Origin of the sequence: Bacillus sp. FJAT-22090, from assembly GCF_001278755.1 — a bacterium.
Lineage (GTDB): Bacteria > Bacillota > Bacilli > Bacillales_A > Planococcaceae > Psychrobacillus.
Genome location: NZ_CP012601.1, coordinates 3,658,353 through 3,682,591, shown reverse-complemented (window position 1 = coordinate 3,682,591; position 24,239 = coordinate 3,658,353). Strand labels below are relative to the sequence as shown.

The window sequence follows — 24,239 nt, the reverse complement described above, 5'->3', positions numbered from 1 at the left end:
CCTTCGTCCCTAACAAATAGGGATATAGAAGGTTTTTTTAATGTCTAATATTAATCACCTTGGAGGTTTTGCAATGTTTCGTATTCAATCAAAAATCACTCCGTCATTTTGGGAGTCAATACTGCTTACTTTATCAATTATTTCTATAATGGCCATTTGCATTATAAAATTTGATACAGTTCCACATATGCCTATTTTACTCGCTATTCTTTTACTCATTACGTACGGACTCATAAAAAAAGTACCTTACAAACAATTAGAAGATGGACTTGTTGAAGGTTCAAAGGCGGGGCTTGGAGCCATTTTCATCTTTTTCTTTATTGGAATTTTAATTAGTAGCTGGATGATAGGTGGAACCATCCCTACACTTATATATCTTGGTTTTCAGTTCATATCGCCACACTTTTTCTATGCCATCGTATTTATCATTACATGTATAATTGGTTTGTCTATCGGAAGCTCCTTAACTACTGTCGCAACAGTTGGAGTTGCCTTTATCGGAATGGCAGGTGCGATGGATATTTCATTAGCTATTACAGCTGGAGCAATTGTTTCCGGTGCTTTTTTTGGAGATAAAATGTCTCCTTTATCAGACACTACAAATCTTGCTTCTGCAATTGTTCGTGTGGATTTATTCGAACATATAAAGAATATGGGATGGACAACCATTCCAGCATTTGTTATTTCTCTAATAGGCTACGGTATGTTATCGCCAAATAAAGATTTTCAAAATTTAGAGCAAATTTCAAGCTTTCAAGAAGGTCTTCTTCAAACAGGTATGATTCATTGGTACACATTATTACCACTTGTTTTACTTATTGTACTTTCCATAAAGAAAGTTCCTGCAATATTATCTCTTGCTCTAACTTCTATTGCAGGGATTGTCGTTTCTTACTTCCATCAATACCTTACAGCTGGAGAAATATTAAACATATTATTCACTGGTTATTCATCTCAAACAGGTATTGAAGTTGTAGACTCCCTGTTATCCAGAGGCGGTATGAATAGCATGATGTTCACTATTGGTCTCGTTTTACTTGCCTTAAGTATGGGGGGGCTCTTATTCACTCTTGGTATCGTACAAAGTTTATTACTAAAAGTAGAGAGTTCATTAAAAACTGTCGGATCCGTTATTTCGGCAGCCGCTTTTACCGCAATTGGAGTAAACACATTAATCGGAGAGCAATACTTATCGATTTTATTGACTGGTGAGGCGTTTCAAGCTACATTTCAAAAGGTCGGTTTAGCCAATAAAAACTTGGCTAGAGTAATGGAAGATGCAGGTACTGTCGTTAATCCCCTTGTTCCGTGGAGCGTGTGCGGTATATTTATAACTAATGTATTAGCTGTTTCTACTCTCGACTATTTGCCAGTTGCGTTTTTCTGCTTGCTTAGCCCGATGTTAACTATAATATTTGGAATTTCAGGTAAAACACTAACTTATATTAAAGACAATCCCCTTCAAGACTGAAGGGGATTTCTTGTATATTCCAACTAAACTTTCTTAATTTCCAACTAACCGACCTAAAATTCCAACTAAACCATTCATTATTCCAACTAACCATCCTTCTATCCTAGAATCACTATGTTGTGATACACTAATTCCAACGAAATCACGAAAAAGTAGGCGAATAGTATGGAATTTCAAGAAATGAAAGATTATCTGATAGAGCAAATAGAGAAAAAGCAGTTGGTTGCTGCTACAGTCAGTCAGCCTCGTGCCAAGTCAAATGAAATTAAACGAGTAAAACTAAAACCGATTGAAATAAAAAATGTATATCACATTCAACTAGAGTATCAATATGAACGTATTTTGAAGCATGAAAATATTACAATAGAGGCATTTGAAACAACACTGACCGAACTATTGGAACAATTTCGTCAAATCCATGCTGATTTCACAATGGAAAAAGTACAAATCCAACTTTCCAAGAAAAACAAAGTAATGTGGAAGTCCGAGAAATTAGCTACAACAAAACCAGTCAACCTATCACATAATCGAAAAAAAAATTATTTGCTAGATGAAAATACACCGTATCCATTCCTTATACATTTAGGCGTCCAGACCGCTGAAGGAAAAGTAAAAAAGCAAAAGTACGATAAATTTAAACAAATCAATCGTTTTGTTGAATTTATCGATGATACCCTTGTTCACTTACCAAAGGACAAAACCGTTCGAATTCTGGATTTTGGATCAGGTAAATCTTACTTAACATTTGCCCTCTATCATTATTTAAAAATTGAAAAGGGTCTCGACATTCGAGTAACAGGCTTAGATTTGAAAAAAGAAGTTATTGAAGAATGCGCGAAAATTGCTGAGGACTTAGGCTATGATCAGTTAGAGTTTTTAGTAGGAGATATTAATGATTACAACGAGGAAACTTCTGTGGATATGGTAGTCACGCTCCATGCTTGCGATGTTGCAACAGATATGGCTCTTGCCCGCGCTGTCAAATGGGGTGCTAGCGTTATTTTAAGTGTTCCTTGCTGTCAGCACGAACTGAATAGACAACTAGATGCACCAGGTCTAGATATTATGTTGAAACACGGGCTTATAAAAGAACGTTTTGCAGCACTTGCTACAGATTCTATTCGAGCTGAAATCTTAAATATGGTTGGTTACGAAGCACAACTTGTCGAATTTATCGATTTAGAAAACACTCCTAAAAACATCTTAATACGCGCATATAAAACAGGGAAAAAGGCAACATCTGAACAACTGATAGAATATAAGCAGTTTAAACAAATGCTCCATGCGAATCCTTTCTTAGAGAATGAACTAAAAGAGTATTTTAATTGAAAAAAGCCGGTTCTCCTTGCTTCTGAGAACCGACTTTTCCCTATATAGCTCCTTACTAGGAGTTATTTCCTTCCATTTTCCTTTTTCTATAAAAAATAACTATTAACAGAGCAATGGCCACTATAAATATGCCGATATACACAAATGCTAGCGGAATTTCGATAACACCAAATAGAGATAAAGCTAAGACGATGCCTAGCACAATTAGGATTACTGACAATGTATTACTTAGCATTTCATAACCTCCTATTAATTGTTTTATGCTCTAGCCATTCCTATGCAGGCAAATCCACAGTCTCCAAAGAGTGCAGTATTAGCCCAGGCTACATTTCCTTTACTTGCTAAACAGTCATTAAAATTACTCACCAACCAGCTTCTGCAACTTGGGGTTATAATAAGGTTAACATAGAGTTACTCGGGTTAACACTTTTTGTGGCGATATAATGAAATCCCCATTGCGATGTCCTTGAAAATAAAGAATTAAAACAAAAAATTCAAAGTGAAATGAAATACTTAAATACATTAGTAAAGGAATTATCTTAAAAAGAAGTTATACTTATACAATAAGTTATTTTTAAAAGAAATGGAGCAGAATCAGTGAAAGAACCAACCTTAAAGAAAGTTGCTTACGGTATTGCCATGGCAATTGCAATCATTATCGTTCATTTTGTCGATGTACATGTATATCCAATGCCACCAATTCTCGCTTTGGTTTTAGCAATTATCATTACTTACTTAGGAGTTAAATTCATTAACAAATCTGATCGATTCGATAAAAAAATTTCTCGTTCAAAATACAATTTAATAAATGCACTCGTTGTATTTGTTCTATTCATTGCTTATTTTACAATCGCACAATAAATAAGGTCGTCCCCATCAAGGACGACCTTTCTTTTATAATTCCTGTCTTAAAGCATGGATTACATCAATATTCGTTGCCTTTCGTGCGGGTCTCCAACCAGAAATCATTGCAACCCCTATGCTAATGATCGATGCAATAACAACAAGCTGCCATGGAATCAACGAAAAAGTAATGGATAGATTTTGAATATCTTCATCCCCTAACGCTGCTCCTACTACCATTGGCAATACCAAATTTGCCAGTAAACTCACTGCATATGAAATGATCACAGCTAAAACTGTTCCAATAATACCAATCCAAGCACTTTCCATTAAGAATAACCGTTGAATAAGCTTGGGACTTGCCCCTATCGCCTTCATGACTCCTATTTCTCGAGTTCTTTCAGTTACAGCCATAGTCATTGTGTTAAAGATTCCAATGGATGAAATCAATACTGCAATTGTGCCTACAAATATAAGGCCAATTTTAAATGCCATGAAAAAAACATCTATTTGTTCCAACTGTTCAGAGACCGAATAGACATTATAGCCTTTTTCCTTTAGATCTTCTGTAACTGATTTTACATGCTCTAAACTAGAGGTAAATACTTTCGTTTGTGCATAAAATAAATCTTCTTCTACTACTTCTATTTCTGAATTCGCAACAATTACTTCTTTAAACTTGTCCTTCCAAGATTCGTTAACCAACACATTTGTATCTATAATCCAATCTCTTGCTGGATTTTCTGTAACTCCAACAATTGTAAAATTCCATTTCTCCTGAAAAGCTTCCTCAGTTTCATAAGACTGAAGTGATAAAGAAATTGTTTTTCCGATTAAAGAGTCCTTGTATCCTCCGATTTGTTCTGCATTTTCTTCTGCATTTTGTTCCATTTCTTTACGTTCTGCATCTGTTAACAAACTTTCCGCAAACTGATAGCCAACTATTATTTCATTATCCTTTTCTGGCATTCTTCCTTCTGATAATTGTAGATTTGATTTTTGTTCCTCGTCAAAGTTTGTAAGAATTACATTTCCTTGAAGGCTACGATCCTCTATTTGAGAATTAGCCATAGCATTTAAATTTAACCTTTGTACGATTGCATCTATATGCTCAATAGATCTTATTTGTGAAATATCCAGTTCCTCGTCACCATTTGGATACACTTCTACTTCTGTAATCGCTTGATCTTGTAATATTTCTTTCCGCATTGTATCTTGAATTCCGAACCCGATGGAGGCAAGCACGATTAAAAATGCACATCCCATTGTGGCAGCTAGAACCGTCATAAATACTCTCAGTTTATTCTTCTTAATATGTTGACGTACAAAATCAACTTGGTCTTTAAACAACATATGGAGCACCTCCTTTTACTAGTTCCCCGTCATGCATTTTAAATTTACGATGTGCAATACTTGCAACCTCTTCATCATGGGTAATAATGACAAACGTTACACCTAATCCTTGATTAAGATCCTGTATAAGCAATAAAATGTCTTGCTCTGTTTCCGAGTCTAAGCTACCAGTAGGTTCATCTGCAAAGATAATCGGTGGATTAGTTATGAGCGCACGTGCAATACTTACACGCTGTTGCTGCCCCCCTGATAATTCATTTGGATAATGATCTGCTACTTCTTGTAGTCCAACTTTTTGTAGCAATTGTTTTACATTAGCTTTTCTTTTTTTAGAAGATACTCCCTTTAATTTAAGCGGAAGCTCTATATTTTCTGACGCTGTTAGTCCCGGCATCAATTGAAAATTTTGAAAGATGAATCCAAAATTATTTAATCGGAACTGTGCTCTTTCTGCTTCATTTAAATAAGCAGTTTCCTTACCATTCACAGTAATGGATCCTTGTTCTGGACTCATAAAACCTGCTATTGTGTGAAGCAAAGTAGACTTACCTGAGCCGCTTTTTCCAACTATCGCAACAATCTCTCCTTGCTCCACTTCAAAAGATAGCCCTTTTAAAACAGGCACTTTCTTTTCCTTTCCTTTTTTCCCGATTAAAAATGTATGATTTACATCCTGTACTTGTATCATTTTATTTCTCCTTCCGTTTACTATGAACATAGTATATCGATTGTTTCTTAACATTTTAGAAGGATAAATATGAAGAATTTCTTAAGAAAAAGGGACATCGCCATTCATATTTACATTTGAAGGATTGTTGCTGGGGAAAATATTCTTTATATAAGGCAAACTTTCCACTCCAGTCCTCCGTCTAATTTTTGTTACATAATTATGTTACTGAAATGAAAAAGGAGTACAAAGATGTCATGACAAAAAAAGAAAAGTTTCAGCTAGTTGAAAACTATATTATTGAAAATCAACATGCGCATTATCGTCTTGCTTTTAGCTATGTTAAAAGTAAGGAATCTGCATTAGATATAATACAGGAAAGTATTATGAAGTCCCTACGATCCATTGATTCCTTAGACCATATTCATTATTTAAAAACGTGGTTTTATAGAATTTTAATCAATACCTCGATTGATTATATTCACAAAAATAAAAGAATCACCTTAGTTGAGGATGATGTGTTAGACTTTCACCTACCAATTCAAGAGGACGAAATTCGAGATATTGATTTGTATGAAGCAATAGACCATTTATCGGCGCAGCATAAAACCATAATTATTCTTCGATTCTTTGAAGATATGAAAATCGAGGATATTGCCACCATGCTAGGAGAAAACACTAATACTGTTAAGACGAGATTATATGCTGCCTTGCGAAAATTACGAACAAATATGGAAGAGAAGGTGCATGCATGAGTAAGTTACATGATTCTAAAAAACGATACGATAATATTGAAATACCAACTGAGCTAAAACATGTTGTAAAGGACACCATTCGTGAGTCAAAAGGAAAGAGGAAAAAAAGTATGCCATTTAAAAAATGGGGCATCGGAATGGTAGCAGCGGCCGCTATCTTTGTGGCAAGTGTAAATGTAAGTCCCGCATTGGCCCAAACGCTATCATCTGTACCTTTGCTAGGTTCTATTGTTCAAGTAGTGACAGTACAAGAAATTCAAGTATCTGAGGACACATACAACGCTGATATAAAAACTCCTAACGTCACTGGACTAGAAAATGAAGAATTAGAAAATATTTTAAATGAAAAATATATTGCTGAAAACGAAGCACTTTACGAAAGCTTCCTAATTGAAATGGAAGCATTAAAAGAAGCTGGCGGGGGCCATCTTGGTGTAGCATCTACGTATGAAGTGGTCACCGATACAGAGGAAATTCTATCGATAAGTCGTTATGAAGTGAACCTTGTAGGTTCCTCATCTACTACGCTAAGAACAGATACAATAGATAAGAAAAATGAAGTTCTTATTACGTTACCGAGCTTGTTTAAAGATGATGCATATATAGAAGTAATTTCCTCCTATATCAAAGAAGAAATGATAAGACAAATGGAATCGGATGAAAGTATTGTATATTGGATTGCGAGCGAAGAGGAAATAGGTTTTGAAGCAATTCGCCCGGATCAAACGTTCTCTATTACAGCAGACAATAAACTGACCATTTCTTTCGATAAATATGAAGTAGCACCGGGTTCAATGGGTCTCGTAACATTTGGAATTCCAACGGATGTCATACAAGAATCATTAGTGAGTAATGTATATATAAAATGAGGGCTCTGCAGTTTTTCAAAACCGAGCAGTCACTTTTCCATAACAATATGCAACCTTCCTTCTATAGGAGTTTATGTTTCAACAGGAAGTGTCTGTAATGTAAATAGCTCTCTGGTACAAAATTTACAAGTTACGGAGGAATCTTCTTCTTAAAAGAAAACAGCCCATTCTCACTAAATTAGTGAAAACGGGCTGTTTTTTTATGATGGCATCGGTGTATCTGTTGGTGTTGCATAGCCTTCTTTATAAGCTTCATCGATTGCATTTCGAATTTCTACAAGTGACTTACCCTCTTGTGTCATATTAATCGACATAACTGCAATTTCTAAACATGCTGCACAACGTGTACCATGGTCATCCCATACTACTTCTCCATTTTCTTTAATCTCCTGTACGAAGCAGTTAAAGTTACTCATGTGACCAGCACTGTCACCACATCCACAATAGCAAGGCATCCATTTTAGGATATCATTTGCTTTTGCCGCTGCTTGGTACACAAGCTTCATATCCTCCGATTGACTGTCTAAAAATGTTGGTAAAATTTCAGCTGATGCAGTTGTTTCTTGTATATCGCCATTTTCTGAATGAGCAATATGCTCAGCATGTTTTTCATGGCCTACTTCCGTCTCTTTCTGACCACACGCAGAAAGCACTAATATTGAACTTAGTAGTATAAACAATATCTTTTTCATTCTGATAGATAACCTCTTTATATTCAAATTTCACCTTAAGAAGATTTGCATCCACCAATGATTTTTGGTTAAATCATTTTTTCGGGACGTACAATTTCATCGAATTTTTCAGAAGTCAATAAATCTAATTCAATTGCAGCTTCTTTTAATGTCGTTCCATTTTTATGTGCATGCTTTGCTATTTTCGCTGCATTTTCATATCCAATGTAAGGATTTAAAGCAGTTACAAGCATTAATGAATTGTTCACATGATGTTTAATTGTTTCCAGGTTTGGTTCGATTCCCACCGCGCAATTGTTGTTAAAGCTAATGATTGCATCACTTAGTAAACGAGTAGACTGAAGGAAATTGTGAATAATTACTGGCTTAAATACATTCAATTGATAATTCCCTTGGCTAGCTGCAAAAGAAATTGTCGTGTCATTCCCCATCACTTGAGCAACAACCATTGTCATCGCTTCACTTTGTGTTGGGTTTACTTTTCCAGGCATAATAGAGCTTCCTGGTTCATTTTCTGGAATAGTAATTTCTCCAATTCCGGAGCGTGGACCACTTGCAAGCAAGCGAATGTCATTTGCAATTTTCATCAAGTCAGCAGCAAGTGCTTTAACTGCTCCGTGCACATATACAACATCATCATAGCTAGTTAAGGAATGGAATTTGTTTTTAGCCGAAGTGAATTCAATACCTAGTTCTTTAGATATTTCCGAAGCAACTAAATCACCAAATCCCTTCGGTGCATTTAGCCCTGTTCCTACAGCAGTACCACCGATTGCAAGTTCCTTCATGTCTTGAACTGCCTGTGTAATCATTTTTGCTGATTTCTCTAACATTCTGTGCCAACCACTAAACTCTTGTCCAAGAGAAAGTGGAGTTGCATCTTGTAAATGAGTACGACCAATTTTCACGATATCCATGAATTGTTCTGATTTTTTTCCAAGCGTTTCTTTTAAGACCTCAATAGCAGGCAAAAGTTGTTTTTCAACCGCTAGAACTCCTGCAATATGAAGTGCTGTTGGAAACGTATCGTTAGAGCTCTGAGATTTATTAACATCATCGTTTGGATGAAGACGCTCTTCGCTACCTTTTTCTTCAAGGATTTGATTACCTCGATGAGCTATTACTTCATTTACATTCATATTAGATTGTGTACCACTACCAGTTTGCCAAACAACTAATGGAAAGTGATGATCTAGTTTGCCAGCAAGAATTTCATCGGCAGCTACGGAAATGGCATCTTTTTTGGCTTCAGATAAATTCCCAAGAGAATGACTAACAATTGCTGCAGATTTTTTTAATAGGGCAAGGCCGTGTACTACACCAATCGGCATTTTTTCTGTACCGATTTTAAAGTTTTCTTTCGATCTTTGTGTTTGAGCTCCCCAAAGACTTTCTTGCGGAACTTTTATCTCTCCCATAGAGTCATGCTCAATACGATAAGTCATTTTTCTTCTCTCCTTTTTAAGTCCATTCATAATTCTTTTCTTTTAACATTTTTAGAAATTCATCTACTACTAATGGGTTAAATTGGGTGCCTCTACCATTTTTAATTTCTTTTATCGCTTCTTCGAATGTCATCGCACCTCTGTATACACGATTTGTTGTCATTGCATCAAAAGCGTCAACTACCGCAACAATTGAAGCTTCTAAGGAAATTTCTTCGCCGATTAACCCAAAGGGATATCCCTTTCCATCATACCTTTCATGATGCTCCTCTACAATAAAAGCGGCTTGACGTAATCGCTCAATTTCATGATTTCTCATCATTTCTGCACCTAACGTTGTATGCATTTTAATGATTTTCCATTCATCATCTGTAAGCTTCCCAGACTTATTTAATATTTCAATTGGAACTGCTAGCTTTCCTATGTCATGAAAATACGATCCTGTACTTATGACCTTAATACTTTCACCAGGTTTTATACGCTTCCATAGTTCAATGGAATAATCTCTTATTCTTGCACAATGATGATATGTATATCCATCTACTTCTTGTATCCTTCTCGCATCGCGGTGCAAAATTTCTCGTTCGGTAAAATCTCTCTCAAAAAAAGGAGTTGTCATTTCCAATAATATCTCTACTTCTTTCTGTGCATAACAGGTTACAACGGACGGTTCCATACTAGCATTGATGACGTCTCCTGCTTGTAATATAACCTTTTCACCTTTCCGTTTAACTTCTAATTCTCCATCAACAATGGTATAGCGCTCTACATAATTGTTATATTCTTTTGAATAAAAATTAATCCAAGAAGTGCTGTTCGGTAGCAAAGTATATAAAGAATAAGAAATGTTATTAGCGCTTCCGATATACGTAGTGATAGTCTTATCTGTCACGACTTTAGATAAAGAATATTTAGTTTTGATATCCAGGATCTGCTCTTTAGTAAGTATCATTTGGCCTCCATGCGTTCTGACAGCATTTTAAACTATTTTTTCTTCCATTATATCTTTAACTACTCATGCACAAAATATAAAACTGATTATTCTGCCTATTTTTAACAGAGTCTTATTTTGTTGGAATTTGACGAAATATTTATATTTATTATAACAATTAGCAAAAGCTTTTACACTAACATTTATGAAAGAAGCGTATATAGAAAAAAACTACTCGATCCCTTTAATGACATAACTCGAAATCGTTACGGAGAGTTTTGGGACAGATGGAGTCTTGTGAGGCATACCTTATATATAGGAAGTATCATACAGCTTTGAGTGTGCGGTTCCGCAAGCTCGCGTGAGCCTCCGCCGGATTAGTCTCTCCTTGGCCGTCTTCACAGAGCTTTTCTTTACAAAAAAAGACCGACTCACTATTAAAGCGATCGGTCTTCATCTTTTTATTTAACTAGTGCTTCTTCTAAATCTTCTACCGACTGTGATTCACTTTTAGCAGTTACAGCATGAGTAAGCTGCTCAATGCTCGGACGAATATTTCCTTTTCCTGCGTAATTTTCAAGCATTTCTTTTACATCAATTCCGGAGGAAGCCTTCAATGTTTCCTGAAGAGTGGACATTAAATTGGTTGCATAAGAAGTAACTTTGTTCGCACCTCCACCTTCACCACTGCCTGTATCGACCACTGTAATCTTGTCAATATTTGAAAGCGGGCTTGCAATTTCCTTTGCGTACTCAGGCAACATCCGTACAATCATGTCTAGAACTGCAGCTTGCCCGTACATTTCAAACGCTTCTGCAATTTTACGTTTTGCTTCCGCTTCGGCAAGACCTTTTAGACGAATAATATCTGCTTCAGATTCTCCTTGCGCTCTTTGAGAATCTGCTTTAGCAACACCATCTAATCGAACTTTTTCTGCCTCAGCCTTTGCTTTCGCTTCAATTCTGTATTTTTCCGCATCTGCTTCCGCTATCTCTCGAGACTTAGCTGCTGCTGCATTTTGTTCAATAGCATAACGATCGGCATCCGCTTTTTTCTTTACTTCCGAATCGTATTGTTTCTCACGACGAAGGATCTCTTTCTCTTCCAATTCAATTTGCTTTTGACGTTCTATGATTTGAATTTGCATTTCTTGCTCTGTTACTTCTTGCTTCGATCTAGCAGTTTCCAACTCATACGCTTGGTCCGCACGTGCTTTAGCAATATCTTGTTCACGGCGGTACTCTGCTACTTTCAGTTGGTTCTCTTTTTCCGCTTCCGCAATTTCTGTAGCTCGCTCTAGTTCAGCACGTTGTGCATCTTTTGAAGCTTCCGCACGTTTAATACGTGTTTCTTTTTCAGCCTCTGCAGTAGCAATATCTGCATCTCTTTTCACCTGTGCAATTCTTGGTTTACCTAGAGAGTCTAGGTATCCGTTCTTATCTCGAACATCCTTAATTGTAAATGAAACAATTATAAGACCCATCTTAGCCAAGTCTTGCGAAGCAACACGTTGTACTTCCTGCGAAAACTTGTCACGATTCTTATAAATTTCTTCAACTGTCATCGATCCTAATATAGAACGTAAGTGACCTTCCAATACTTCCTTCGCTTCGTTTTCACGATCTTCTTTTGATTTCCCTAAAAATTGCTCCGCCGCTGTTGCAATTTCCGAAATCGAACCACCTATTTTAATAATAGCTGTTCCATCTGCCATAACTGGAACTCCTTGTTCCGTGTACACTTCAGGTGTTGTAACCTCTAATTTACTTGACAATAAGCTTAGTGGTTGGCCTTGTTGAAATACTGGAAATACAAAAGTACCTCCACCACGAATAATTTTAATGCGATTGCCAGAGTCGTCTGTATGTACATTTTTCGACCCTAAATAACTCCCCGTTACGATTAGCGCTTCATCCGGTCCAACTGTTCGGTATTTTGTAATGTAAACTGCTAGGATAACAACTATCACAAATACAACAGCCCCAATTACTATTAAAAGTCCCATATCCAACATTTCATTTCCCCCTACCCCTTATATTTTAATGGCTCATATTCTTTCACTAAAAAAGTACCCGCATCTACATCAATGATTAATACTTGTTTACCGTAGTCAATCTCTTCATTGTCATACTCAGTTGCCCTTTTGGATATCAATCCATTAACTGTCTCAATAACAATTTCGCCAAAACCATCCTTTGGAATAGGAACAATTACTTTTCCAACCTGTCCTTGAAGTGATTCATCCGTATAAGCAGTTGATACTTCTGATGAAGCCAACGGAACTAAAATAAAGTAATACATTAAAAAGGACAAAATACTAGAAATGATTAGTGCAGCTACGATAATAATCGTATTACTCCAGTCTGTAATTTTAAATAATATAAAGCCTGAAGCACATACAAATAAAACAAAAGATAAAATAACAGTAGGATTAAAAATTCCGGCATCAAGACCGTCAATCGCATCCGCAAACAAAACATATAAAATCGTTACAAGACCAACAATGATTAAACCGTATAAAAAGATTTGCTCGATTTTTATCACCCCTTTTTCCAACTACTTATATATACGGAAACACTTTCTGAAAGTTTCATATTTTTACTTTTTTTCAAAAATAGTTTTTTTTATCTTTTTGCTTAAATCGACAAATTTTTTCCTCTGAAAATATCAATATTTACTGTAAATTCAAATATGTAAACGTTTTCAATATGTTTTATCACCCTTATTTTAGGGAACAATGTTACAGCATTGTAAATTTCACAGTTTTTACGTAAAAAGTGTGTAGATTTTGTAATTTTTTTGTTATGATATTTGAGATTAATCGACAAAAAAAATTCTAAAGTCCAGGAGGCTTTTATGATTAGTTCAAAAAAACAAGATCCATTTTTTACATCTTTACTTAAGGTAGCTCAGAACGTCCAAGAAGCAGCTCATTACGCTGACGACTTCCGTATCAACACTGTTGCTGATTTAAAAGAAATCAGTGTGCATGTAAAAAATTATGAGACTGCAGGGGACAAACTAATACACGATTTAATCGTGATGCTTAACAAATCCTTCATGACTCCTATTGAACGCGAAGATATTTTGTCATTAGCTGTTAGAATGGATGATATTTTAGACGGAATTGACGATTTCACTGCTAATCTAGAAATGTTCTCGCTAATTGAAATCGATGATTCTATGCGTACGTTTTTAGGTTATATCGTTAAAAGTACGGATGAAATTGTAAAAGCTATGGAGCTTCTTGCAAATAAGAAGTTACTTCAAATGCATGAACATGCTATTCTTATAAAAGATTATGAACGTAAGTGTGACGATGTACTTCGTTCGTCGATTAAACAATTATTCCTAAAAGAAAAAGATCCAGTTCGAATTATACAATTTAAAGATATATATGAAAAATTAGAAGAAGTCGCGGATTATTGTCAAAACGTAGCAACTACGATTGAAGCAATTATCATGCGAAATGCGTAGGAGTGCTTTAAAATGGAAACTATTTTCATTCTTACGATTCTAGTAGTATTTTTTGCTTTAGCCTTTGACTTTATCAATGGATTTCATGATACTGCTAATGCAATTGCAACATCCGTTTCAACAAGAGCTTTAAAACCAAGAGTAGCTGTTATGATGGCTGCAATTATGAACTTTGTTGGTGCCCTCACTTTTACAGGTGTTGCCAAAACAATTACAAAAGATATTGTGGATCCTTTTGCACTGCAAAACGGCTCCCTCATTATATTAGCTGCACTTCTTTCAGCTATTATTTGGAACTTGGTTACATGGTATTTTGGAATTCCATCCAGTTCTTCACATGCGCTGATTGGATCTATCGCAGGAGCTGCAGTTTCTGCTGCCGGCTTTGCCATTTTAAATTGGGCAGGGTTCATTAAAATAATTCAAGCATTAATCCTTTCCCCATTCCTTGCACTTGCAGTCGGATTTCTTATGATGTCTTTGTTTAAAGTCATCTTTAAAAAAGGAAGCCTCTATGGGACAAACAAAGGATTCCGTATATTCCAAATTGGTACAGCTGCACTTCAATCTTTTACACACGGAACTAATGATGCGCAAAAAGCAATGGGGATTATTACGATGGCATTAATTGCTGCAGAATTACAAACTACGGATGATATTCAGATGTGGGTACGTATTTCTGCTGCATTAGCAATGGGTCTAGGTACATCCATTGGTGGTTATAAAATCATTAAAACAGTTGGCGGTAAAATTATGAAGATACGTCCGATCAACGGTGCCGCAGCTGACTTATCATCTGCTATGATTATATTTGGTGCTACAACCATTCATTTACCAGTATCTACAACACATGTAATTTCTTCTGCTATTATGGGAGTTGGAGCTGCACAACGTGTGAAAGGTGTAAAATGGGGAGTAGCTAAAAAAATCGTTTTAACATGGATTATTACACTTCCAATCTCTGCGATAGTTGCAGGACTTATCTACCAAGTACTAAACTTATTCTTTTAATAGAAAACCCCTCGTCTTAGGACAAGGGGTTTTCTTTATTCTATTATTTTTAATCCTAGTGACTTTGCAAAACCAATTGCTTGTTCAGTAGACACTGTACAATCTCTAAGCTTCTCAATGGAAACAGTTAATTGCTCATATGTATTGGAACTTAAATCAATGTCCTTCATGGAAGTTTCCGTGAAGTTAGCGTCGTTTAGTTCGCATTTCTCAATCTTTACTTTATCAAAAGCAACCTCTATGAAATCTGCTCTATTTAACGTGACTTGTTTAAAGGCTACTTTCTTTAGTTTAGAAAAACTCAAACTTACATAATTTGCAACAGAGTCCTCTATTTTTACTTCTGTTAGTCTGCTCTGTGAGATATTTGCACCAATTAACTTGGAGCCTCGAATTTCTACACGATGAAATACAGCGTCCCCAAAGTCTACATTGGACAAATCACATTTATCAAATAAACAATCGATAAATTCTACTTGATGAAACCGAACTCCTTCCATCGAAATGTTTTGAAAATGGATTTGATCGAATATAATTTTATCCTCTTGTTCCTCTTCGAAATTTAATTCTGTAACGATACCGCTTGAGACATAATTATCTTCCTGAAGTGCACTTTGGATGTCCAGTTCTTCTAACGAGCTAGATAGTTTCGGTGGAGTAATTTTCATTTACTAAACCTCCCTTTCATTGTTCCTATTATATTAACATTATATTAGTATGTTTTCTCTTCTTTACAGTACAATGGGGTTAGATATTTTGTTAGGGGGAAATTTATGCGTTTTTTATCTAATATAGTCATGCGTTATTACAAAGCAATTCTTATTGCTTGGTTAATTCTGTTTATTGGGTTGGGGTTTTTGGCTATTCGTTTACCCGGTTTATTGGAAGGCGATGGCTTTAACACAGATGGTGAACATCAGAAAGTTATGGAAGAACTAACGGAGACATTCGACTTACCTGCTGAAACATTATTTGTCGTGTTTGATAACACCTCGGATGCAACAATCGAAAGAACGTTAGCTAATATTGAGGATTTAGATATTGCCGAATCAATTCAATCCCCTTTGGATGATCCTGCTCTTTATAAGGACCATGTGGCTTATGCTATGCTTCATTTTAATAGTGATACTAATGGGGTAGTAGATAAGTTACGTGAAACAATTGATGGTGAAAAGGGCGTTACATTAACTGGCGGCGCTGCGATTAATGAAGATATTAATAGCGCTAGTCAAAAAGACTTAGTAAATGCAGAAACAATTGGTTTACCAATTGCTATCATTGTTCTTTTATTAGCATTTGGTGGTGTAGTAGCTGCGGTAATACCTCTTCTTGTTGGAGTAATTACGGTTGTTTCTACCTTCGGATTAATGACATTATTCAGTAGTACGATGGACTTGTCCATATTTGTTATGAATATCATACCAATGCTTGGGCTAGCGTTAAGTATCGACTTCGCTCTATTACTTATTAATCGATACAAGGAGGAATTGCTGAAGCAATCTGTACAAAATGCAGTTTCCACTGCTATTCAAACTGCTGGTCGTTCAATTATTTTCTCTGCTGTCTGCGTATTTATTGGATTAGGGGCCATGCTTGTGATGAAAGTGGATATTTTCCAAAACATTGCACTTGGCGGGATGCTTGTGGTGTTCATGGCTGTTCTTGCATCTATCACTTTATTGCCATCCATTTTACTTTTACTAAAAGGACATATAAATAAGTGGACAATTCTACGAGTAAAACCAGGTGCATCTACGAGATGGCGTAATTTTGCTGCATTTGTTATGAAGAGACCAGTTACGTTAATTGTTGTAGCACTTATTGTTTTAGGAATTGGTATTATTCCTGTAAAAGATATGGAACTCGCTATTCCACAGGTTGATTCTCTCCCTATTTCGTACGATTCTCGTCAAGCATATGAATTGATGGATGATGAGTTTGGATTAGGTGATCAATCAACTATCTATATAATTGCCGAACGAAAAGATGGTTGGGACAATACAAAAGGTTTAGAGGAAATAAAAAACTTAGAAGACCAGTTGTTAGCGGATAAAGATGTAGATTCTGTTAATACCATTTTTACAGCTAGTGAAATCCCTACTGTAGAGCAATGGGAACAGAGTATGCAAGTTCCTGAAATAAAAGCTCAGCTAACCCCTTTGACGGAATCGTTTATACAAGATGATAAATTACTTATGCCAGTCACTCTTAACTTAAACGGATCGTCGACAGAGGCACAGGATTGGGCTCGTGAATGGTCTGAAAAAGATGTAGGCGTGGACATCATGCTTGGTGGACACCCAAAATTCAATCAAGAAATATTTGATGAAATATTCGATAAAGTAGGGTTATTACTGGCAATAATCCTAGGTTCAACCTTTGTTATTCTAATGATTGCATTCCGTTCTATATTAATACCGTTGAAAGCAATCATAATGAATGTGATCGGACTCTCTTCTACTTTCGGGATCTTAGTATACATTTTCCAATATGGTCACTTCGGCATAGAGGAAACTACGATTGCACTAATAATACCAGTCATTGTATTTAGTTTAGTGTTTGGGTTGAGCATGGACTATGAAGTGTTCTTAATTTCTCGTATTCAAGAGGAGTATGCAAAGAATCTCGATAACACTGCAGCTACGATTGATGGGCTTACCTCTACAAGTAAAATTATTACATCGGCTGCACTTATTATGATTGTCATCACTGGTGCATTTGCATTTACCGATGTGATGCCAGTTAAACAAATTGGAGTTGGAATTGCCATTGCAGTTGCCATAGATGCTTCCATTATTCGTTTGCTATTAGTACCAAGCTTAATGAAGTTATTTGGAAAATGGAATTGGTGGATGCCTTTTAGTAAAGGTCCATATAAAGCAAGTAAGTGGCATTAACAAAAAAGGCAAGCAGATGAGATTTTCTGCTTGCCTTTTTTACATGGATTCGATTATTTAACTCCGTTTTTCGTCCAAATATCTTGTGGAACCACTCGATTATTCGGGATAGCCATCCGATTAAATTGCGAAGCCACTCGATTAATCGACTCAACCATCCGATTGTTAGAATTTAGTTTGGTACCAGTTTTTTGCTGCTTGCACTTCATCTTGCGTTAATTGATGACCATAGGAATGCCAATATAGTTCTACTTCTGCTCCTGCATTTTGTAACAAATCACGTAATTCCTCGGATTCAGTAGCAGGACACATGAAATCATTTTTTCCTGCTCCAATAAAAATTGGGGCACCTGTAAGTGAAGGTAATTCTACACCACGTCTTGGAACCATTGGATGATGTAGAATGGCTCCTTTTAAGACATTCTCATATTCAAATAAAAGATTTCCCGCTATATTTGCCCCGTTGGAATAACCAATAGCGACTACATTATTACGATCAAACTCATAATTTTCTGCTGCTTCATCGATAAAGTTTTTCAATTCTTCTGTACGGAGCTTCAAGTCCTCCAGATCAAAAACACCTTCAGCCAGACGTTTAAAGAAACGTGGCATCCCGTTTTCTAATACGTTACCGCGAACACTTAATATATTTGCTTCACCGTCTACTTCTTTCCCCAAGCCTACTAAGTCATGCTCATTCCCACCTGTACCGTGTAAAAGCAATAATGTTGGTCTAGTAGAATCTTCACCTTTATAAAAAACATGCTTCATGTATAAAACTCCTTTTATTTATCTTGAATTTGAGATAATTATAACTTGATTCATTATATAGGTCAAACAAAAGGATGTTTTCACAGTTAAATGTCTTGCAACAGATACTTCAACTTTTCCGGTTCATCCACTCGTATAGCAAACTCTGTTACACTCTTTTTCATTCCCAAAAACATCGTAGCTTGAACAGCTTCGTGAAGGTAGACAATCGCTTGTGGGTCTACTTCTTCAAAATCTTTATACATAAATTTCACGGTATTCTTGCTTGGTGGTGATCCTCCCCATTCCACTTCTTTAATGTTAGAAAGTGGAACAATTATTCGAGATGCAAATCCTTGAGTAATATATAATTTCCCGTTCTTTATTTCCATTGGATGTAGTCTAGTTACTTGAATGTCAGCGAGAACAAAAGTAACTGAGTAAATATTCAATAGTAGGAGAACAATTGACAGAATGAGTGATTTTTCATGCAACCACCAGTGCAGTCCGATTGTTTCAATAAGAATTGCGTGTATAAGCATTATATTAATGGCTACAGCACTCGTCTTTTCATGCATTGTCACAACGCCAGCATGGCTTGGCGCTTTCTTTTTCCAAGTGAAAAATGCATAATACATCATTAAAATTTCGGACATGAAAAATTGGATAAAAACATTCTTCGTTACTACTTTTTCGATGGCAGGCAACATGCTGTAAATAGGGTCTTCATTCATGTTCTTCATTTGTTTTCGAATCTGTGGCACTTTCCAAATAACTAGAAATAAAAGACCTAGTTCAGCTAGAACGAGTAAAGCTTCTACAGCAATTCCTGTATACAGTATTCCAGCAAAAGGTGCAAATAATTCAAAAGGAATAAAAATCCGAGCAATTACTAAACCAGCAACCATTAAACCAATAGTTTGTTTAATCGTAATTTTAAAAGCAGCATAAAAAAGAAGCGGTGCAATGATTGCTAAATCAATTAAAGAGCCAATTGCTACGCCACTAGTCACCTGTAACGATAAAAATTCTTGAACTCCCGTTTGATACAAAAGAAAATTGGAGGTTAATACTAAAAAAAGAAAGGCCATTGCTAAATGAGCCTTACGGTTTTTACGGTACACCATAAATATCTCTCCTTTTCTTCGTTCTTTCTTTAATTATAACTTTCTGTTTTTTTTAAATACTAGTATAATTCATCAATTCAATCAAAAAAGAAGCACAAATTTATGACAGACACAAAGTTCTTAGTTAGTGTTCAAAATAAAAAGCCTAACCATTGATAGTTATGGCTAGGCGTAGCAATTATGATTAAATTTACATAGCTAATCTTCTAATATTAACTTATTTGTACCCTTCCACATGATCGATCCAATCATCGTAATAACTAGGACAACTAACCCTAATACAAACGGATATATAATATGCACATCATACAATAATCCGGCAAGGAGTGGTCCTAATACATTTCCTATACTCATATATGCATTATTCATCCCCATCGCAAATCCCTGTTCTTGACCAGCTAGCTTGGATATCAATGTTGTAAGGACCGGACGTAATATAGAAGTAGACAGGAAAATAATCATCGTAATTACAAAGAAAAACGTGTAACTCGAGGCTACTATGGAAAGGAAAAATCCAAATGCTGTGATACCTAAAAAGATTTTTAATACATTAGCTTCGCCAAAGCGACGTACAACTATATCTACAGCGAACAGTTGAACAATAACACTGACAATTCCCGTTGCGGTCACCATCCAAGCTATATCTTGAGGAGAGGCACCAAATTCATTATCTACAAATAGACCAAGGACCGACTCATACGCCATTAATCCGAAGCTCATCACTAGTGTAATGACAAGGGGGATAAAGTAAGGCTTTTTAAAGGACTGTACGATCTCTTTTACCATAGGCTCCGGCTTATTTTGAGAGCCAACATTTTCTAACGCTTTACTTTCTTTCAATACGAACATGGAAAAGATTACTGCCAAAACACCAACGATGGCAGAAATAAGAAGTGGAATTTTCAAACCGAAATCTGCTAAAAATCCTCCGATTCCAGGACCGATTACTATACCAAGCGACATCGACGCTGAGATTAAACTATTCCCTTTTGCACGTTGTTCCATTGTCGTAATATCAGCTACATAAGCGAAGATCGCCGGAATTAATAGCGCAGCTCCTACACCACCGATAATACGAGACACATACAAGATACTTACGGAATCGGAAAGATAAAAAACAAACATAGATAATGCTAAACCACTTAAACCAGCGATTATCATTATCCTCCTACCATATTTGTCTGCCCATTTTCCTGCGATTGGAGACATTACAAGTTGTGCTCCAGCAAATATGGCGATCATTAATCCTGCTGCCGTTCCTCCTTGACCAATGGACTTTAAATAAGCAGGTAGAATCGGAATAATAATACCAAAACTTGCAACCGCTATAAACATATTAATCATTAATACAGACAGTTTCTTACGTTGATCCTTCGTCATTTATTTCCAACTTTCATATAATTATTGTTGTAAAAGAATAACATGCTTTTAATAATAATCAAGAAAACTACTTGCCCAAACTAACCGAAGGGCAAGTAGCTTTATATTACTGTATCTTTATTCATTTAACTTCTCAATTGTCTTGGCTACACCTTGCATTGGATAAGACTCTGCTAAAGCATCATGCCCGACCTTTACTTCATCGTATTTCTCTAGTTTATTCCGTTGATCCATCGTTAAAGAAAACCAGGTCGCATCTTTACCTTGTTCAATCGCGTCTTGAACAGAAAGGGTTTTAGCCTGTTCTACGGACAAGTCACTTACGACTAATATATCTCCATCCTCGTTCATGTCTATAATAACTCCAGTAATATAGCCAGTTGGCTGAGGCTGTGTAGGATTATCTTCAAAAAACTGCGTTATAAAATAAAAGGCGGCTCCAATAGCAAAAAGGAGAACAGCCACTAGGAGTATAACCGTAGATTTACCTTTCATCGGAACGCCTCCTTACTTCTTCCCTACTCTGCGAAAGCCTTCTTCTAATAGATAAGTTGTCGCTTCTTCATACGAACCAAAGCTATCCTCTAAGTTGTATCCATGATAGATATTCCATAGCGTATCTTCTTGCAACAACGTTAGTTTAGAGTTTTCTTTATTTTTCCACTCTTCTTCTACTTCTTCCTCGAGAAATTCTTCTTCCTCTGTAGCTAAGTAAGAAATAGAGTCTTTGATCATTTGTCTTAATTCATCTGCTGAAACTTCACGAATATTCACAAGTCCTTTTTCTTTAGCTGTATATTGAGGTAGATCTCCTACATAAACAAATCCATTACCATTTGGGTGAAGGTGATAAATTACAGTTGTTTTATCATATAAACTATCTTCGTAATGGTAATTCACTCGTTTCATGGATACTTCCTTACGAGTTAACTCCGGAAATTCCTGAATGATTACTTCTTTTTCTTCAAATGTTAGCATATGAAACCTCTTTCTCTTCTAATTTCAACCCTAGTATAGCATATCCCTTATCCTCTACGCGTCCACCATTCCGCTAAAAGAATAAAACATATGACGACCGCAATGACAAGAGCAAAAAACCAATCTGGTAAGCCACTCACATTTGTTCCTCCTTACCCATTCGTTTCAAAAATCTCGCAAAATTTTGAGAAGTAAATCCTTCTACTTCATTCGCTGAATAGCTTTTTAATAAATATTTTACTAAGTTTTGTGTTTTCGATGCATCTTCCAGCCCTACAACAAATTCTCCAATTCCATCAAAATCTGAACCCAATCCAATCAGATGTTTACCCCCAAGTGCAGTAATATGATCAATATGCTCAACCAAGTGTTCCATTTCTACAGGTTTGTTGGAAGTGTTAATAAATTGTGGATAATACACAACATGAATGGGAGATTCTCTTTCAATCAAAGCTTTTAATTGATCATCTGTTAAATTTCTTGGCGTATCACATATAGCTCTAGCATTTGAATGGCTCGCCATCAACCATTTTGCTTTCGGCAACACATCCCAAAATGATTTTTCACTCAAATGAGAAACATCAATTATAATATTTTCTTCATTTAATAAATCCACTACTGTTTCTCCAAAAGAGGTTAAGCCTGTTCCCGAATTTCCCGATGCTCCATCTGCAACTTCATTTGCTCCATTCCAAGTAAGGCCTACCAATTTAACTCCGTGTGATAATAATAACTTTAATTTCAAAAGATTTCCATCAATCATATCGAGGCCTTCCAATGAAAGGACAGCACCGATTTGGCCCTCTTTTAGGATTTCTAGCTGCTCCCACTTATTAATCGCTACGACATTATCATGTTTTCCTACAATTTCCGTATAGAAAAACTCTATTTGGCGAATTGCCTCCATAAATTGCTTTTCTTTAGGAAAGCCTTCTGACACAAACACAGCAAATAATTGAAGTGCTACCTGTCCTGCTTCAAGTGCTTCTTTATTTGCTTGAAGTAAGGAAGAGTTCGCAAAGGATATTGGAGTTTCTGCTTTTGCCAATTTATACAATACGTCACAATGCAAGTCGTATACTTTCATTATTTTCCCCCTAAAGAAAACCGGTACTCCTTTCACAGAGTTACCGGTTTTCTTTTATAATAACTAACTCCGTTCGAAGTAGTACTGCCGATTTCGGAGTCAACAAGCCAACTAATATAGGTAACTAATTACGCTACATGTGAAACTTAGACTCTCACTCCGGTGCTTCTCCAGCAAAAGCCAACCATTCTTCTTTAGAGGGACCATACATTCCAGGAATAACTAGCCCTGCTTGACGCATAAGTACAGTCATTTGACCTCTATGGTGTGTTTGATGAAAAGTTAGTACTTGTAGGATATTTGCAATCGTCCATACCTGACCATACATATCTTTTTCTTCTAACAACGTTTCATCTGTCCATTGTTCTTTTATAGCTCGGACCATAGCGTCACTTGAATCTTTGTATGCCTTGGCTATTTCCTTAGCAGCTTCGGGTTTAGGTGCGTCATGCGGTGTAGCTGTAAATTGTAATCCCGTTTTTCCAATCATCTCATCGATCGTTACAACAAGATGCCAAGCAAGTTGCCCCAGTGTTCTGCCCTCATCGTAAACTTTTTGTTTTAAAGAGTCATCTGTTAATGTTTCAAGTATTTTGAGGGTAGAATCACTCTCATGTTTCCAATTTGCTAAAAAGTCTTCTAATTTTCTAATCATGTCTACATTCCTCCAATGTTTAATTATAATTATTATTTCTATACTTCTAAAGCTTAATCCTGCTATTATTCATTTTTGTTCCGAATAGATATTACTAAGAGAATATGGTAGACTAAAGGCCAGACAATAAGAGGACGTGAGTGAATGATTAAAATCGAACTACCAAAACCAACTGTAACTATTACGCAACGTGAACAAGTGCGCAAAGAGGGAGAGCCAGAAATTCCATCCATTTATGGATTTATCGACTTTCACCAAATCCCTCGAGATAAAGGCGGCATCTTCATGTTCTATAACAAAAACGATGAGCTATTATTCGTAGGAAAAGCGCGTAAAATTAGACAACGTATTAAAAAACATTTTGAAGACAATGTTTCTCCGATGATCAAACATCGTGACGAGGTCTACAAAATTAGCGTATGTGTAGTGGATGAAGCAATGGATCGTGAAATATACGAAACATATGCCATCAACACACTGAAAGCAAAATACAATATCGACAAAGTCTTTTACAAGTAATA

The 24,239-nt window shown here is 36.1% G+C and carries 25 protein-coding genes; 9 read left to right on the top strand and 16 right to left on the bottom strand.

Features of this window, described 5'->3' with window-relative positions:
* Positions 1-73: 73 nt before the first annotated feature.
* Positions 74-1,471 carry a Na+/H+ antiporter NhaC gene (gene nhaC / locus AM499_RS18580; protein WP_053592285.1) on the top strand — a complete coding sequence of 466 codons (1,398 nt, stop codon included), beginning with the start codon at positions 74-76 and terminating at the stop codon, positions 1,469-1,471.
* 165 nt (positions 1,472-1,636) lie between these two features.
* Complete coding sequence (locus AM499_RS18575) at positions 1,637-2,800, top strand: class I SAM-dependent methyltransferase (RefSeq protein ID WP_053591595.1); 1,164 nt, start codon at positions 1,637-1,639, stop codon at positions 2,798-2,800.
* A gap of 55 nt (positions 2,801-2,855) precedes the next feature.
* Here the strand turns inward: AM499_RS18575 and AM499_RS18570 are convergent, their stop codons facing one another.
* Positions 2,856-3,035, bottom strand: a complete 180-nt coding sequence (locus tag AM499_RS18570; protein ID WP_053591594.1) for a hypothetical protein — start codon at positions 3,033-3,035, stop codon at positions 2,856-2,858.
* A gap of 362 nt (positions 3,036-3,397) precedes the next feature.
* On the opposite strand from AM499_RS18570, the gene AM499_RS18565 reads away from it, so the two are divergent.
* Positions 3,398-3,661: a hypothetical protein gene (locus tag AM499_RS18565; protein ID WP_053591593.1), complete on the top strand. Its 264-nt coding sequence runs from the start codon at positions 3,398-3,400 to the stop codon at positions 3,659-3,661.
* A gap of 33 nt (positions 3,662-3,694) precedes the next feature.
* Here AM499_RS18565 and AM499_RS18560 read toward each other — a convergent pair whose 3' ends face one another.
* Positions 3,695-4,996 (bottom strand): ABC transporter permease, encoded by a 1,302-nt coding sequence (locus tag AM499_RS18560; protein WP_053591592.1) that lies wholly within the window; start codon positions 4,994-4,996, stop codon positions 3,695-3,697.
* The gene (locus AM499_RS18555) at positions 4,986-5,684 is read right to left on the bottom strand and encodes an ABC transporter ATP-binding protein (RefSeq protein ID WP_053591591.1); all 699 of its coding nucleotides are present in this window, start codon (positions 5,682-5,684) and stop codon (positions 4,986-4,988) included. Before AM499_RS18555 ends, AM499_RS18560 begins: the two co-directional genes overlap by 11 nt.
* 236 nt (positions 5,685-5,920) lie before the next feature.
* Between AM499_RS18555 and AM499_RS18550 the strand changes: the two genes are divergently transcribed.
* Complete coding sequence (locus AM499_RS18550) at positions 5,921-6,418, top strand: RNA polymerase sigma factor SigV (RefSeq protein WP_053591590.1); 498 nt, start codon at positions 5,921-5,923, stop codon at positions 6,416-6,418.
* The gene (locus AM499_RS18545) at positions 6,415-7,287 is read left to right on the top strand and encodes an anti-sigma-V factor RsiV (protein ID WP_053591589.1); all 873 of its coding nucleotides are present in this window, start codon (positions 6,415-6,417) and stop codon (positions 7,285-7,287) included. Before AM499_RS18550 ends, AM499_RS18545 begins: the two co-directional genes overlap by 4 nt.
* Before the next feature lie 200 nt (positions 7,288-7,487).
* On the opposite strand, the gene AM499_RS18540 is transcribed toward AM499_RS18545, so the two are convergent.
* The 5 genes from AM499_RS18540 to AM499_RS18520 form a co-directional block, all read right to left on the bottom strand.
* On the bottom strand, positions 7,488-7,979 hold the full coding sequence (locus AM499_RS18540) for a PCYCGC motif-containing (lipo)protein (protein WP_053591588.1): 492 nt from the start codon (positions 7,977-7,979) through the stop codon (positions 7,488-7,490).
* A 68-nt stretch (positions 7,980-8,047) separates the two neighbouring features.
* Entirely contained in the window at positions 8,048-9,424 is a 1,377-nt protein-coding gene (gene fumC, locus AM499_RS18535; RefSeq protein WP_053591587.1) for a class II fumarate hydratase, read from the bottom strand.
* A 16-nt stretch (positions 9,425-9,440) separates the two neighbouring features.
* Complete coding sequence (locus AM499_RS18530; RefSeq protein WP_053591586.1) at positions 9,441-10,376, bottom strand: HD domain-containing phosphohydrolase; 936 nt, start codon at positions 10,374-10,376, stop codon at positions 9,441-9,443.
* A 440-nt stretch (positions 10,377-10,816) separates the two neighbouring features.
* Positions 10,817-12,361, bottom strand: coding sequence for a flotillin lipid rafts scaffold protein FloT (locus AM499_RS18525; protein ID WP_053592284.1), 1,545 nt, complete (start codon positions 12,359-12,361; stop codon positions 10,817-10,819).
* Positions 12,362-12,381: 20 nt separating this feature from the next.
* A complete protein-coding gene (locus AM499_RS18520) occupies positions 12,382-12,900 on the bottom strand; it encodes an NfeD family membrane protein (RefSeq protein ID WP_371256545.1) in 519 nt (172 codons plus the stop codon).
* 312 nt (positions 12,901-13,212) lie between these two features.
* Here AM499_RS18520 and AM499_RS18515 point away from each other — a divergent pair, with 312 nt between their 5' ends.
* Both AM499_RS18515 and AM499_RS18510 read left to right on the top strand, forming a co-directional pair.
* On the top strand, positions 13,213-13,833 hold the full coding sequence (locus tag AM499_RS18515; RefSeq protein ID WP_053591585.1) for a DUF47 domain-containing protein: 621 nt from the start codon (positions 13,213-13,215) through the stop codon (positions 13,831-13,833).
* Positions 13,834-13,845: 12 nt separating this feature from the next.
* A complete protein-coding gene (locus AM499_RS18510) occupies positions 13,846-14,844 on the top strand; it encodes an inorganic phosphate transporter (RefSeq protein ID WP_053591584.1) in 999 nt (332 codons plus the stop codon).
* Positions 14,845-14,879: 35 nt separating this feature from the next.
* Here the strand turns inward: AM499_RS18510 and AM499_RS18505 are convergent, their stop codons facing one another.
* Positions 14,880-15,512, bottom strand: coding sequence for a pentapeptide repeat-containing protein (locus AM499_RS18505; RefSeq protein WP_053591583.1), 633 nt, complete (start codon positions 15,510-15,512; stop codon positions 14,880-14,882).
* Positions 15,513-15,617: 105 nt separating this feature from the next.
* Here AM499_RS18505 and AM499_RS18500 point away from each other — a divergent pair, with 105 nt between their 5' ends.
* Positions 15,618-17,741: an MMPL family transporter gene (locus AM499_RS18500; protein ID WP_053591582.1), complete on the top strand. Its 2,124-nt coding sequence runs from the start codon at positions 15,618-15,620 to the stop codon at positions 17,739-17,741.
* Between the two features lie 165 nt (positions 17,742-17,906).
* Here the strand turns inward: AM499_RS18500 and AM499_RS18495 are convergent, their stop codons facing one another.
* The 7 genes from AM499_RS18495 to AM499_RS18465 form a co-directional block, all read right to left on the bottom strand.
* The gene (locus tag AM499_RS18495) at positions 17,907-18,512 is read right to left on the bottom strand and encodes an alpha/beta hydrolase (protein WP_053591581.1); all 606 of its coding nucleotides are present in this window, start codon (positions 18,510-18,512) and stop codon (positions 17,907-17,909) included.
* 86 nt (positions 18,513-18,598) lie between these two features.
* Complete coding sequence (locus AM499_RS18490; RefSeq protein WP_053591580.1) at positions 18,599-19,618, bottom strand: hypothetical protein; 1,020 nt, start codon at positions 19,616-19,618, stop codon at positions 18,599-18,601.
* A gap of 198 nt (positions 19,619-19,816) precedes the next feature.
* On the bottom strand, positions 19,817-20,998 hold the full coding sequence (locus tag AM499_RS18485) for an MFS transporter (protein ID WP_053591579.1): 1,182 nt from the start codon (positions 20,996-20,998) through the stop codon (positions 19,817-19,819).
* 117 nt (positions 20,999-21,115) lie between these two features.
* Complete coding sequence (locus tag AM499_RS18480) at positions 21,116-21,493, bottom strand: DUF3221 domain-containing protein (RefSeq protein ID WP_053591578.1); 378 nt, start codon at positions 21,491-21,493, stop codon at positions 21,116-21,118.
* A gap of 12 nt (positions 21,494-21,505) precedes the next feature.
* The gene (locus tag AM499_RS18475; RefSeq protein ID WP_053591577.1) at positions 21,506-21,976 is read right to left on the bottom strand and encodes a hypothetical protein; all 471 of its coding nucleotides are present in this window, start codon (positions 21,974-21,976) and stop codon (positions 21,506-21,508) included.
* A gap of 136 nt (positions 21,977-22,112) precedes the next feature.
* Positions 22,113-23,063 (bottom strand): dipeptidase, encoded by a 951-nt coding sequence (locus AM499_RS18470; protein WP_053591576.1) that lies wholly within the window; start codon positions 23,061-23,063, stop codon positions 22,113-22,115.
* 154 nt (positions 23,064-23,217) lie between these two features.
* A complete protein-coding gene (locus tag AM499_RS18465) occupies positions 23,218-23,718 on the bottom strand; it encodes a DinB family protein (protein ID WP_053591575.1) in 501 nt (166 codons plus the stop codon).
* A 144-nt stretch (positions 23,719-23,862) separates the two neighbouring features.
* Between AM499_RS18465 and AM499_RS18460 the strand changes: the two genes are divergently transcribed.
* Positions 23,863-24,237, top strand: a complete 375-nt coding sequence (locus tag AM499_RS18460) for a nucleotide excision repair endonuclease (protein WP_053591574.1) — start codon at positions 23,863-23,865, stop codon at positions 24,235-24,237.
* The last annotated feature ends 2 nt before the right edge of the window (positions 24,238-24,239 follow it).